13 protein-coding genes are annotated in these 12,931 nt (G+C 67.9%); 5 read left to right on the top strand and 8 right to left on the bottom strand.

Features of this window, described 5'->3' with window-relative positions; genetic code table 11:
- Positions 1–15: 15 nt before the first annotated feature.
- A complete protein-coding gene (locus tag R2707_19570) occupies positions 16–855 on the top strand; it encodes an enoyl-CoA hydratase/isomerase family protein (protein MEZ5247295.1) in 840 nt (279 codons plus the stop codon).
- Positions 856–862: 7 nt separating this feature from the next.
- Here R2707_19570 and R2707_19565 read toward each other — a convergent pair whose 3' ends face one another.
- From R2707_19565 to R2707_19545, 5 genes are all read right to left on the bottom strand, one after another.
- Positions 863–1,099 carry a hypothetical protein gene (locus tag R2707_19565; GenBank protein ID MEZ5247294.1) on the bottom strand — a complete coding sequence of 79 codons (237 nt, stop codon included), beginning with the start codon at positions 1,097–1,099 and terminating at the stop codon, positions 863–865.
- Positions 1,100–1,186: 87 nt separating this feature from the next.
- Positions 1,187–2,023, bottom strand: a complete 837-nt coding sequence (locus tag R2707_19560) for a thioesterase family protein (GenBank protein ID MEZ5247293.1) — start codon at positions 2,021–2,023, stop codon at positions 1,187–1,189.
- Positions 2,024–2,042: 19 nt separating this feature from the next.
- Positions 2,043–3,254, bottom strand: a complete 1,212-nt coding sequence (locus tag R2707_19555) for a cytochrome P450 (protein ID MEZ5247292.1) — start codon at positions 3,252–3,254, stop codon at positions 2,043–2,045.
- Positions 3,251–3,718 carry a hypothetical protein gene (locus tag R2707_19550; protein ID MEZ5247291.1) on the bottom strand — a complete coding sequence of 156 codons (468 nt, stop codon included), beginning with the start codon at positions 3,716–3,718 and terminating at the stop codon, positions 3,251–3,253. Before R2707_19550 ends, R2707_19555 begins: the two co-directional genes overlap by 4 nt.
- A gap of 71 nt (positions 3,719–3,789) precedes the next feature.
- Positions 3,790–4,701, bottom strand: a complete 912-nt coding sequence (locus tag R2707_19545; protein ID MEZ5247290.1) for a pseudouridine-5'-phosphate glycosidase — start codon at positions 4,699–4,701, stop codon at positions 3,790–3,792.
- A 99-nt stretch (positions 4,702–4,800) separates the two neighbouring features.
- Between R2707_19545 and R2707_19540 the strand changes: the two genes are divergently transcribed.
- Positions 4,801–6,168: a sulfatase-like hydrolase/transferase gene (locus R2707_19540; GenBank protein ID MEZ5247289.1), complete on the top strand. Its 1,368-nt coding sequence runs from the start codon at positions 4,801–4,803 to the stop codon at positions 6,166–6,168.
- An 80-nt stretch (positions 6,169–6,248) separates the two neighbouring features.
- A complete protein-coding gene (locus R2707_19535) occupies positions 6,249–7,970 on the top strand; it encodes a class I adenylate-forming enzyme family protein (protein MEZ5247288.1) in 1,722 nt (573 codons plus the stop codon).
- A 97-nt stretch (positions 7,971–8,067) separates the two neighbouring features.
- On the opposite strand, the gene R2707_19530 is transcribed toward R2707_19535, so the two are convergent.
- Complete coding sequence (locus tag R2707_19530) at positions 8,068–8,850, bottom strand: nitrilase-related carbon-nitrogen hydrolase (protein MEZ5247287.1); 783 nt, start codon at positions 8,848–8,850, stop codon at positions 8,068–8,070.
- Positions 8,850–10,031, bottom strand: a complete 1,182-nt coding sequence (locus R2707_19525; GenBank protein MEZ5247286.1) for a pyridoxal phosphate-dependent aminotransferase — start codon at positions 10,029–10,031, stop codon at positions 8,850–8,852. The genes R2707_19530 and R2707_19525 overlap by 1 nt, the downstream gene beginning before the upstream one ends.
- Positions 10,032–10,215: 184 nt before the next feature.
- On the opposite strand from R2707_19525, the gene R2707_19520 reads away from it, so the two are divergent.
- On the top strand, positions 10,216–10,845 hold the full coding sequence (locus tag R2707_19520) for a hypothetical protein (GenBank protein ID MEZ5247285.1): 630 nt from the start codon (positions 10,216–10,218) through the stop codon (positions 10,843–10,845).
- Positions 10,846–10,938: 93 nt separating this feature from the next.
- A complete protein-coding gene (locus tag R2707_19515) occupies positions 10,939–11,598 on the top strand; it encodes a CoA pyrophosphatase (GenBank protein MEZ5247284.1) in 660 nt (219 codons plus the stop codon).
- Positions 11,599–11,602: 4 nt separating this feature from the next.
- Here R2707_19515 and R2707_19510 read toward each other — a convergent pair whose 3' ends face one another.
- The gene (locus R2707_19510; protein ID MEZ5247283.1) at positions 11,603–12,916 is read right to left on the bottom strand and encodes a sulfatase-like hydrolase/transferase; all 1,314 of its coding nucleotides are present in this window, start codon (positions 12,914–12,916) and stop codon (positions 11,603–11,605) included.
- Positions 12,917–12,931: the final 15 nt, after the last annotated feature.

Raw genomic sequence — 12,931 nt, 5'->3', positions numbered from 1 at the left:
CGGTAGATTCGCCGAATGGCCGACGCTGAAGAAACCGAACGTTCGATCGACGACGAGATCCGCCTCGACTACCACGGCAAGGTGGCGGTGATCACCATCGATCGCCCTCACGTCGGCAATGCACTCAACCCCCCGTGTCGCAACCGCATCCGCGATCTCTTCAACGAGTTCAACGTCAATCACCGGGCTCGCGCCGTCATCCTCACCGCTTCCGGAGAGAAGCTCTTCTGCCCGGGCGCCGACCTCTCCCACGTCTACGAGAACGACCGGGCCGACGACATTCCCGACCGGGTGATCGGCGACCCCCGCCGGATGATGATGGACGGTCAGTACACACTCTTCCCGGCCCTGCTCGACTGCGATGTGCCGGTCATCGCCGCCGTCAACGGCACGGCGGCCGGCATGGGCGCCCACCTGGCGCTCGCCTGCGATCTCGTGATCTGCGCCGACAACGCGAAGTTCGTCGAGGTGTTCGCCCGCCGCGGTCTCGTCCCCGACGCACTGGGTCCATGGCTGCTGCCGCGGATCATCGGTGTGCGTCGCACGATGGAACTGATGCTGTTCGCCGAAGACGTGTCGGCGGAGAAGGCGCTCGAATGGGGCCTTGCGAACAAGGTCGTCCCCCAGGGAGAGCTGATGGATGCAGCCATGGAATGGGCCGAGCGGCTGGCCGCCGGCCCGACCCGCTCGTTCGGCTTCACCAAGTGGCTGGTCAACCAGAGCCTCGACACCGATCGCAAGACGATGATGGAGAACGAGGCGCTCGCCGTCGAGCTCAACACCTACACCGCCGACTCCGAAGAAGGCGTTGCGAGCTTCCGCGAGCGTCGCAACCCCGAGTGGAAGGGCTACTGAGGACCACTCAGGACGCGACGGAGGGGCCGCTGGCGACGGTCAGGGGTCCGGCGACGGTTTCGGGAGCGAAGACGTCGATCGTGAGGACACCGTCGACATAGACGTCGACATGGACATCGACGGTCAGGCCCGGGATTCCGTGGACCACGGAGAGGTTGGCGGTCCCGACGGCGCCTGCCGGAGACACGGCAAGCAGGCCGGTCGCCAAGAACGCGGACAACAGAACTGCGAGGATTCTTCGCATGCCGGATGGTCATTCGGGTGGGGTGTACCCCCTCTCCCACCCGACGCCGACCATCACATGCAACCCTGACCTCGGTTGGGCGACCGCTCAGGTCGCCCAACGATCGATGTGGACCGACGACTGCATCTGCCCGACGAGACCGACCTCGTCGAACATCGACGCCGTTGTCTGCCCGATCGCGTCGTCGGCCACCCGGTGCACGCCGTCGAGTCCGATCCAGGATGTGGTCGGCAGCCGGTTGATGTGGAGGCTGATGTCGGCGTTGATGGTGCGGTACTGCATGAACGGCAGGAACCCGCCGAGCTGGCTGCCCATGTCGGCCGCCGCGGCCGCCCACTGGAACGGCGTCGGCTCCTCGCCCGCGACGGTCCGGCACCGCAGCCGCATCCAGATCACGGCGGGCGAGCCCTCGCCCTGCCGACCCACCGAGCGCTCGTAGTCCATCGCGAACGCGAATCCGGGCGGCCTCCAGTCGGACCCCTCGGGAACCGCGAAGTCGTCCTGGGGCAGGGGCTCGCGCGGCGGAAGCGGCACCGGCGGCGGCTGGGCGGCGTCGTCGGGGATCTCGATCGTCGCCTCGCTGCGCATCAGCAGTGTCGAGGCGCGCGCGGCGAGCCGCTCGCCGTCGTAGAGGGCCGAGTCGATCACCGCGATGCGCTTGCCGGCCTTGACCGTGGTCGTCTCCCATCGCAAGGGCGTCAGCGGTACGGGGCTCAGGAGGTCGACCGTGAACCGAACCGGCCGCATCGGCACCGGCGTCTCGACCTGCTCGACCGCCCAGGCCAGGGTGGCGGCGACGGCACTGCCGTGCTGCGCATCGGGCGACCACGGCCCCCCGCAGAGGTAGGTCGGTTTGATCATGTCACCGTCGACCTCGACGAGATACGCGTCGGAGTCGACCCTTTGGTCGCGCCAGTCGGTCACGGAAGAAGTTGTATCGGCATCAGCGGAACTTCACGTCGAGGCCCTGGACGCCGCGGATGGTGATACGGGTCTGCCACGTCGGCTCTGCGGTGATCTCCCAGTGCTCGTAGCGGTCGAGGAGGCGGTCGAGCACGACTTGGGCTTCGAGCCGGGCGAGGGCCGCACCGAGGCAGTAGTGGATCCCCGAGCCGAATGACATGAGCTGGATGTCGTCGCGGGTCACGTCGAAGGTCTCGGGGTCGGCACACACCGCCGGGTCGCGGTTCGCGCCGGCCAGGAGGGTGATGATCGACGAACCCTTCTCGATCGTGACCCCGTCGATCTCGATGTCTTCGAAGACGTAGCGTCCGTCGAGCTGCACCGGCGGATCGAAGCGGAGGACTTCCTCGACCGCGTTGGGAATCAGCGAGCGGTCGGCTCGCACCTTCCGGAGCTGATCGGGATGAGCGACGAACTGGCGCACCATGTTGGCGAGCAGATGGGTGGTGGTCTCGAAGCCGGCGGCGTAGATGAGGAAGATGTTGGACTGCACTTCGGCCTCGGACAGGCGGTCCTCGCCATCGCTCGCCTGGATGAGCGCCGACAACATGTCGTCTCTGGGATCGGCCCGACGGGTGGCGATCAACTCGGCGAGGTACTCGCCGGCCTTCGCGCCGGCGATGTCGGCCTTCTCCATGATCTCTGCGGTCGCAGTCGGCTCGAGGGTCGGGACCAGGTCGGCGATCAGTGGGCGCAGCCAGTCGCGATCCTCTTCGGGAACGCCCACCAGGGCGCTGATCACGTTGGCCGGGAGCGGGAACGCCACCGCATCGACGAAGTCCCCTTCACCACCGAGGTCGTCGAGCAGCCCGTCGGTCATCTCGACCACCTCGCCACGAAGCTGCTCGACGCGACGAGGGGTGAACGCCCGACTGACCAGACCGCGGACGCGGGTGTGATCAGGTGGGTTCATGAAGAGCATCGGCCGGGCGTCGCCGGCACGCGACCGCCGTTCGGACCCGTCGACCGCGATGCGCGACACCGACGAGTCGTCGTCCATCGGGCTGCCACAGCGTGGATCGCGCAGCAGTGCCCTCGAGTTCTCGAACCCGGACACGACCCAGGTGTCGCCGACAGCCGTCCGGAAGATGGGCGCGGTCTCCCGCAGCTCCTTGTAGATCGCATGCGGATCGGCGATCGCGGCCGGATCCATCATCACCTTGAGCAGCAGTTCGTCGGGGCTGGCGGTCATGGGAAGACCCCTTTCAGTGAGCGGGTCGCGTCATCACGATGATGGATCACCTCGTGCAGGACAAACCGGGCGATGCCCCGCACGGTGAAATGCTCGCCGGGACGACGTTCGGCCGACCGGTCCCAGCTGTCGCCCTCGACCGAAGCGAGCGAAGCGGCGAAGGCGCGGGCGTTGGCGGTCATCGCCTCGATGACGAGCACGGGGACCTGCTCGTTGTAGCGGTCTTCGACAGCGGCGGCCTCGTGATCCCACCAGCCGAGCTCGGCGCAGTCGTCCTCGAGCATCCGTTGGACGCGCGCCGCCATCACCGGCAACAGGTCGCGAACATGACACGCGTACTCGAGCGCCGACCAGGTCTCGGCAGCCGGTCGCCGGCGGAGCATCACCGGATCGGCCGCCGCCACCGTTCGACCCCACCGGGCCACCTCGCGGACGATCTCCGGCCCCAGAGCGCGGTCGTCCACCGCGGCAGCGTCGGCACCGCAGTCGGGACATGCCTCGAACTGGCTCCGGGTCCAGTCGCGACCCTCGGCCATCAAGCTGCAGCGATCGCCGCGGCGATCTCGGTCGCGACGATCGCGTTGTTCTCGGCCAACGCGAGGTTGGCGGGAACACTGTCGCCTCCGGTCGCATCGGCGATCGCCGCCAGGACGAGTGGCGTCACGGCCGGCCCCCGCAGGCCGCGGACATCGACCTCGGCGAGCGCCGCATCGAGTGCGGCGGCGATGCGGGCGGGATCGAGTTCGGCAGACTCCGGGATCGGGTTCGCGACCAAGACGCCGCCCGGATGCCCGAGTGCGACGGCGCCGGCGAGCATGGCCGCCACCTCGGCGCCGGAATCGACGGATGCGGGAACCGCAACCCCGCTGTCGCGGGTGTAGAACGCCGGGAAGCGGTCCGTCCTCCAGCCGACGACCGGGACTCCGAGCGTCTCGAGATACTCGAGCGTCGCCGGCAGGTCGAGGAACGCCTTGGCCCCCGCCGACACGGTGACGACCGGGTGACGCGAAAGGGCGACGAGGTCGTGGCTGATGTCGCCGGTGAGCCCCGCGCCCCGGTGCACCCCTCCGATCCCTCCCGTTGCGAAGACCTGCACGCCCGCAGCGGCGGCGAGCGTCACGGTCGCGGAGACGGTCGTGACCCCGATGTCGAGGCCGGCTGCGACGGCGTGCGGGAGGTCCCGGGCCGCGACCTTGGTCGCGCCGGCGAGGACCCGTTCGACCTCTTCGTCGGCGACTCCCACGACGCCGGCGCCATCGATCACCGCGGTCAGCGCCGGAACCGCTCCTCCGGCTCGAATCGCCGCCTCGCACCGTGCGAGACACTCGACATTCGCCGGCGACGGCAACCCGAGACCGCTGAAGATCGTCGACTCGAGCGCCACGATCGCAACACCGTCGGCTCGGGCGGACTGCACTTCCTCACTGATCCGGAACGGCAACGTCATCTGCGGATTCTACGAGTGATCCGCTCCCGAGAACGCCGTTGCAATGCCGTCCGTTCTTCCCTATGGCGGAGATCGGGTCGCCGTTGTACCTTCCGCGCGATGACAATCACGCGGCGGCGATTCCTGGCGGGTTCTGCAGCATTCCTCGCGCTCACGGCGTGCACGGGACCACCGATACCCGGCACCAACATCGCGGTGCTGTATCTCGACGACATGCGCGAGGACGGGCTCGCGTTCATGCCGAAGACGATGGCGCGGTTCAACCACCGCTTCACCCAGTCCCGAGCGAATGGCGGGGCGTGTACCGACACCCGGCTCGGCCTCTTCACCGGCACCAACCTGAAGAACCACCCGTGGCCCTGGCATCTCACGGCCCTCCGACACGACGCGGCCAAGACGTGGGGTCCATGGATGCAGGCGGCGGGCTATCGGACGGGCCATTTCGGGAAATACATCACCTCGATCCACTGGAGCACGGGAATCCAGCCGGGCTGGGACACCTGGGCGACCTACACGGCCAACGGGCACGACGAGTTCACCTTCGAGGTCGACGAAGGACTCGTCCCACCCCAGCCCTATGCACCGGGCGGGCGCAACCTCGACTACATGATCGACGCGCTCATCGGCTTCGCGACGGCGGGTGGTGGGCCCTGGTTCGCGACATGGAATCCCCAGCATCCGCACACCATCACCGAAACCGGCGAGCTCCAGCCCCGACCCGAACACACAGGCCTCTGGACCGACCTGCCGTCGCCGGTGCCGGTCGACGAAGACGTCACCGGCAAGCCCGCCTGGATCCAGGCGCTCCCGCCGATCACACCGGAGATACGCGCCGACATCGAACGGGCACAGATGCAACAGGCTCAGGTACTCACCGGAGTCGACGACGCGATCGAACAGTTCTTCGTCGCACTCGAACAATCCGGTCAGCTCGACAACACCATCGTGATCCTGTCGTCGGATCAGGGGGTGCACTACGGCGAACACCGGTTCGGCGCGGCCTTCGGCGTGCCCGCAGCGGTCCAGAAGGTCACACTCTATGAACCGGTCGTGCGCACACCACTGCTCGTCACCGGTCCCGGCTTCCCTCCGGGCCAGACCTCCGTTCCCGTCACGCAGGCCGACATCACCACCACCGTCGTCGGTGTGGCCGGCGCCGTCCCGTCGCACCAACTCGACGGCATCGACCTGCGACTCGTTCGCCAGTTCGCGCCGGTGTTCGCGAACCGTTCCGTCCTGCTCCAGGCCCGAACCTTCTTCGAGCCGTGGCCGGGCCACGACAGCGTGGTGACCGGACCCGATCATCCCTCACTGCCGTCGATGAAGTTCGGTCGCCTCGACTCCGGCGAGATGGAGCTCTACGACCTCGCCGCCGATCCGGGTGAGTTCGTGAATCTGGCCGGCAATCCCGAATGGGCGACACAACAGGCCGGGCTCGACCAGCTCCTGAAGATCCATCTCGCCTGATTCCGAGATCCAGACACGAAATCGGCCGTCGGGGATCAGGGGCTAGCCGTCGCACCAACCGTGCGGTAGCAATACTGCTCGTGATCGACGTTCTGAAGTCCACATGGGAAGAGTTGACTGCGCCCGGCGCCCAGTTCGCCTGGTCCGAGCAGGAAGTGCGCGGCATGACCATGCGGGTCTTCGACGCCGCGCCGCCCGACATGCGGGTGCTCTGGGAGATGTCCGCGGCGTTCGGCGACAAGCCCTACATCGTCTTCGAAGACGAGATGATCACGTACGCACAGGCCCACGCGATCGTGCGCTCACTCGCCGACGTCCTCGCCAACACCCATGGTGTCGGCAAGGGCGACCGCGTCGCGATCGCGATGCGCAACTACCCCGAATGGGCTTGCGCCTACTGGGCGACGATCTCGCTCGGCGCGGCCGCCGTCGGCGTCAACGCCTGGTGGACCAGCGCCGAGCTCGATTACGGCCTGAGCGACTCCCGCCCCAAGGTCGTCATCGCCGACGACGAGCGGCTCGAGCGGCTGATCCCCGTACTCGACTCGCTTCGTGCCGAGGCGCCGATGCACGTCATCGCCGTACGGTCCGATCGCGAGCTGCCCGACGACGCCAGCCGTTGGGACGACGTCGTCGACCCGGCCAACGCCCCCGAGAGCCTGCCGACGGCCGACATCCACCCCGACGACGACATCTGCATCTTCTACACGTCGGGCACGACCGGCTTTCCCAAGGGGGCCCAGCTCACCCACCGGGGATCGGTGCACAACATCCTCCACCTCGCGTTCGCCAACACGAGCGCCGCGATCGCCAAGGGCAAGCTCGCCGAGGCCGGTCAGGTCAGCAACGAAAAGGCCGCCGAAGCCGACCCTGCGATCATGGTCCCCACACCGCTGTTCCACGTCACGGCCAACAATTGTGTCCTCCATCCCGGCACCCTCACCGGCGCCAAGCTCGTGTTCATGCACAAGTGGGACGCCGGTCGAGCCCTCGAGCTGATCGAGCGCGAGAAGGTCGCGACGTTCACCGGTGTCCCGACCATGAGCCGGGAGATGCTCATGCACCCCGACTGGGAGATCCGCGACACGTCGACGATGGCGTCGATGGGCGGCGGTGGCGCGGCGCTGCAGCCCGACCTGGTCGAGAAGATCGCCGATGCCAAGGGCGCCGTGAAGCCGAGCACCGGCTACGGCCTCACCGAGACGAGCGGCATCATCACCGCCGTCGGCGACATCTTCTTCAGCCTCCGCCCCACGTCAGCGGGCCTGATCATGCCGACGATCGAGGCGAAGGTCATCGACGAGGACGGCAACGATCTGCCCGCCGGTTCGCGCGGCGAACTGTGCGTGAAGGGCCCCGTCGTCGTGAAGGGGTACCTCAATCGCCCCGAGGCGACGGCCGAAGCGATCCAGGACGGCTGGTTCCGTACCGGCGACATCGTCCACATCGACGAGGACGGTTTCGTCCACATCGTCGATCGGGCCAAGGACATGGTCCTGCGCGGCGGGGAGAACGTCTACTGCGCCGAGGTGGAAGCAGCGATCTACGAACACCCCGCCGTCGCCGAGGCCGCCGTGTTCGGCGTGCCCGACGACCGCCTCGGCGAAGCCGTCGGGGTGGCGATCTTCCTGGCCGACGGCGCGTCGCTCACCGCCGACGAACTCGCCGCCTTCCTCGAACCGAGGATCGCGAAGTTCAAGATCCCCGAACACGTCTGGTTCCGCGACGACCCGCTTCCCCAGAACGCCAACGGCAAGTTCCTCAAGCGCCAACTCCGCGAAGAACTCGCCCCCACCCCCTGACCCCACCCAACCCCCCACCCCACCCCACCCCACCCCCCGGCTTTTCTGACGTCGGAATCCCGTATGGCGCGATTGCGCCGTCAGAAAAGCCGGGAGGTCAGGTGTTGCCGCGGTCTTGCGTGACGCGGTCTTGCATGAAGGGGAACTCGGCGCGGACCCGGGCGACCTCGGCGGGGTCGATGTCGCCGAAGATCGTGGCGATCTCGCTCGCCGGTGCTTCGGTGACGGCGCCGAGCGGATCGATGATCCGCGTATCGCCCGTGTAGTCGAGCCGGCCGGCTGAGCCGACACGGTTCACGCCCACGACATACGCCTGGTTCTCGATCGCTCTCGCCCGCAGCAGGGTCGTCCAGTGTTCTCGCCGCACCGCCGGCCAGTTCGCGGGGACGAGGTAGCAGTCGGTGGTCGGCGCCGGATCCCAGAACAGGTCCGCGAAACGCAGGTCGTAGCAGATGAGCGGCGTGATGCGGACGCCGTCGATCTCGACGGTCAGCCGATCGCGCCCGGCCGCGTAGTGCGCATCCTCGCCGGCATACGTGAACGGGTGGATCTTCGCATACCGATGGTCTTCCCCGTTCGGGCCGGCCATCAACAACCGGTTGGTCGGCCGGTCGTAGCCGTCGGTGTGTTCGGGGAACGAGCCGACGACCCATGCGCCGGTCCGAGCAGCGGTCTCGTGCATGAAGGCCGCCGTGGGTCCGTCGGGGCGCTCGGCGATCTCGACCGAGTTCATGGAGAAGCCGGTCGACCACATCTCTGCGAGCACCACCATCCCGGCACCCTCGTCGACCGCCATGTCGATCATCGGGGTGATTGCGGCGAAGTTCTCCACCGGCTGCTCCCACACGATGTCGTGCTGAATCGCCGCGATCCGCAGCATCAGAACACCTCCACCGAGACGAGCCGACGGACAGCCTCATCGAGCACCTCGTCCTTCTTGCAGAAGGCGAAACGCACGAGGTGTCGGCCCTCGTCCACACTGTCGTAGAAGACCTGCGTGGGGACGGCGACGACGCCCGCCGTCGTCGGCAGCGACATGCAGAACTCGATCCCGTCGGTCGCGCCGACCGACCGGATGTCGACCGTGACGAAATAGGTGCCCTGGGGACGGATCGTGTCGAACCCGGCCGCCTCGAGGCCTGCGCACAGGCGCTCGCGCTTGGTCGCCATCTCGGCGGTGTAGCGGTCGAAGAAATCGTCGCCGAGTCGCAACCCGACGGCGATCGCGTGTTGCCAGGGTCCGCCCGACGCGAAGGTGAGGAACTGTTTCGCGGTTCGGACCGCGTTGATCAGCGGCGCCGGGCCGCACGCCCAACCGATCTTCCACCCGGTGAACGAGAAGATCTTCCCGGCCGACGAGATCGTGACGGTGCGTTCGGCCATCCCCGGCAGGGTCGCGATCGGGATGTGGCGGTGGTCGTCGTAGACGAGGTGTTCGTAGACCTCGTCGGTCACGACGATCAGGTCGTGGTCGACACAGATGCGGGCGATCGTCTCGAGCTCCCCGAGGCCGAAGACCTTGCCGGTCGGATTGTGCGGGCTGTTGAGGAGCAGCACCTTCGTCCGTGGGGTGACGGCCGCCTCCAACTCGGCGGGATCGACGGCGAACTCGCGGCCACGAAGGGTCACCACCCGACGGGACGCGCCGCTCATGGCGATGCCGGCCGCATAGCTGTCGTAGTAGGGCTCGAACGTGACGACCTCGTCGCCGGGCCCGGTCAGGGCCAACAACGAGGCGGCGAGCGCTTCGGTGGCGCCGGTGGTGACGAGGATCTCCTCGTCGGGGTCGAACACCTGACCCCGGTGATGGCTGCGGTGATGGGCGATCGCCTCCCGCAACGCCGGGATCCCGGCGAGCGGTGGGTACTGATTGTGCCCGTCGCGGATCGCGGTGATCGCCGCCTCGGAGACCTCACGCGGCCCGTCGGTGTCGGGAAACCCCTGGCCCAGATTGACCGCCCCGGTCTCGGCGGCCAGCGCCGACATCGAGGAGAAGATCGTCGTCCCGAAACCCTGGAGGCGCTCGGTCAGAAATGGCGCCGTCTCGCCGGGAGTGGTCACGGCCGAAAGTGTAGGAGCTGGCCGCGAGCACGGCCCTACTCACACGTTCCTCACAGATTCCTGGCAGAAAACGCGGATCGATCTCTCGAAGCTCTTACCTCGGCTCACCACAGTGTGTTCCCAGAGAGGCAACCCAACCCGATCCCCCCGGATCAGCCCAACCCAGAACAGGAACATGATCACCATGCAGAACAAGACCCTCGCCACCGCCGCCGTTGCATCGACCCTCGGTGGAGCGCTCGCCGGCGCCACCCTCCTCGCCCCCGGCCTGGCAGGCGCGCAGGACGACGTCGACGCCCCGGATGCGGTCGAAGAGACCGTTCGTCCGGAAGCCGGCGACCGCATCACCGAGGCGCTCCAGGGTCTCGTCGACGACGGCACCATCACCCAAGCCCAGCTCGATGCCGTCGTCGAGACCCTCCTCGCCGCCCGCCCCGAAGGCGGCATGCGCGAGCATGGTGGCCGGCACGGGTTCGAGGGTGGCGCCGACATCGCCGGAATCCTCGGCCTCGATCAGAGCGAACTCCGCGATGCCATCGCCGGCGGCCAGTCACTCGCCGATGTCGCCGCCGCTCAGGGCGTCGACACCCAGGACCTGATCGACGCGCTCGTCGATGCCGCCGAGGAGCGGGTGTCCGGCGCTCTCGAGAACGGTCGCATCGACCAAGAGAAGGCCGACGAGATCCTTGCCAATGCCGAACAGCGGGCCGAAGACCTCGTCAACGGCGACGTGAGCTTCGAAGGTCGCCGTGGCCGCGGAGGCCCCCGTGGCGAGGTCGGCGGCGACATCGCCGTGCCGGATGCCGACGCCTGAGTCGGACTGATCCGCCCAGCCGGGATGCCGGGACCTTCGGGTCCCGGCATCTTCGCGTGTGCCCCGGATCGACCGAGGGCTTACGTTGCACGGGTGCGCCTCCCTGATCGCCTCCACGCCCTGGCCGGACGCACCCCGGAGCGACTCACCGCTCCGTTCCCCCGAGGCGACGCCGCCGTGCTGCTGCTCGTCGTGCACGAGCCCGGCGGTGTCCCCGGCATCGTGCTGACTCGGCGCAGCGCGGACCTGCGCACCGATCCGGGATTCGTCGCCTTCCCGGGTGGGCGAATCGACCCGGGAGAATCCCCCGAGGACACGGCCCGACGCGAGTGTGAGGAGGAGGTCGGCATCAGCGCGGCCCGCATCAGCATTCACGGACGCCTCGACGAGACGTGGAACGGCGCCGGGTTCCGCATCGTGCCGATCGTCGCCTCGACCAGAGGACCGATCGCCCTACGTCCCCGGGAAGCCGAGGTGAGCGCGGCTGCCGTGGTCCCGCTCGCTGCGATCACCGACGACGCGCACCACGAGACGCTGCGGGTCCACATCGAGGGCCGCGACTTCCACGACGACGTCATCGACTTCACCCATGACGACGTGCCCTGGCGGCTCTACGGCCCGACGGCGGACATCGCCCGCGACCTCGCGACCTGGCTGCGGGGCGGCGACCGACGCCGACGCGCCCGTCGCCAAGCCGAACTCGACCACTTCGCCGCCATCCGAGCGTGGGCGGGACCGACGGGCGGCTCCTGAGCGCTCAGGTCGCCGGCAACCCGACACGGGACCGCCACTCGTCCAGCCGCGCCTCGAGGTCGATGCGCACGGCCGGGTCGTCGGCCAGCCGGTTGTCGAGCTCGAACGGATCCTCGGCCAGGTTGTGCAGGGCGATCGCGTCGCCCGAACCACGTGCGGCGACGAACTTCCAGTCACCGTCGCGCACCATCGTCCAGTCGTTGCCGCCCGCCATCTCCGAGAACACCGGATGGTGGGGTCGATTCGCTCCGGACCGGACCATCGCCATGATCGACGATCCCGACGCCGACGGCTCGGCGGGGGCGTCCAGCCAGTCCAAAACGGTGGGCAGGATGTCGACGCCTGCCGCGACCGGCGTGTCGATCGCAGCGGCGATCGGCGCGCCCGGTGCCCGCACGATCATGGGAACGCGGGTCGACTCCTCCTCCCATCGGCCCTTGTTCATCGCGCCGTGGCTGCCGCCCATCTCGCCATGGTCGCTCGTGAAGATCACGAGCGTCTCCTCGTCACGACCCAAGCTGCGCAGTTCCCGGAGGATACGACCGACCTCGTGATCGAGTTGGGTGACCATCGCCGCATACTGCTGCCAGAACAATCCGAGCGATGTGCCGTAGCGGTGGTAGTTGGGATCGGTCTCGATCGGCTGCGGACTGGCCGGGCTGTAGGTGGGTGTGAACACCTGCTCGGGCGACGTGACGTTGTCGCGCAACGAGATCTCGACGCCGCGATACATCGCCTCGAAGGCGGGATCGGGCTGGAGCGGGTAATGCGGGCTGAGGAAACTCACGAACAGGCCGAAGTCCCGTTCCGCAGGGATCTCCCGCAGGCGTTCGATCGCGATGTCGGCAGTGACCCGGGTGCGGTGCCCACCGACGAACTCGCGACAGATCTCGTCCTCGTCCCAGAACCGGATCCCCTCGAGATAGTCGTTGTGGCTCTGGTAGCCGACGAAGCGGGTGAAGCCGCAACGCTGCTCGCGACGCACCGCCATGTCGTAGAACTCGTACAGGTGCCACTTGCCGACATAGCTCGTCCACAGGCCGTGATCGTTCAACGCGTCGGCCAGGCACCGGGTGCCCGGCTCCGGGCCCTGCAGGAACGACGTGATCCCGGTCTCTGCGCCATAGCGACCCGTCATGAGCACCCCTCGGTACTGGGTGCAGACGGGGAACTCCACATAGGCATTGCGGAAGAGCGCACCACCCGCAGCCAGCGCGTCGAGATTGGGCGTGCGGATCTCCGGGTGGCCCATGCATCCGAGCGCGAACGCCTGGAGTTGGTCGGCGAGTATGAACAGCACGCTGCGACGATCGGGCATCGCCGGTGGCTTATC

The sequence above is a fragment of the Acidimicrobiales bacterium genome (genome assembly GCA_041394245.1).
Taxonomy (GTDB): Bacteria; Actinomycetota; Acidimicrobiia; order Acidimicrobiales; family Aldehydirespiratoraceae; genus JAJRXC01.
Note: the sequence above shows the minus strand (reverse complement) of the source record. Positions and strands in the feature narration are given on the sequence as shown.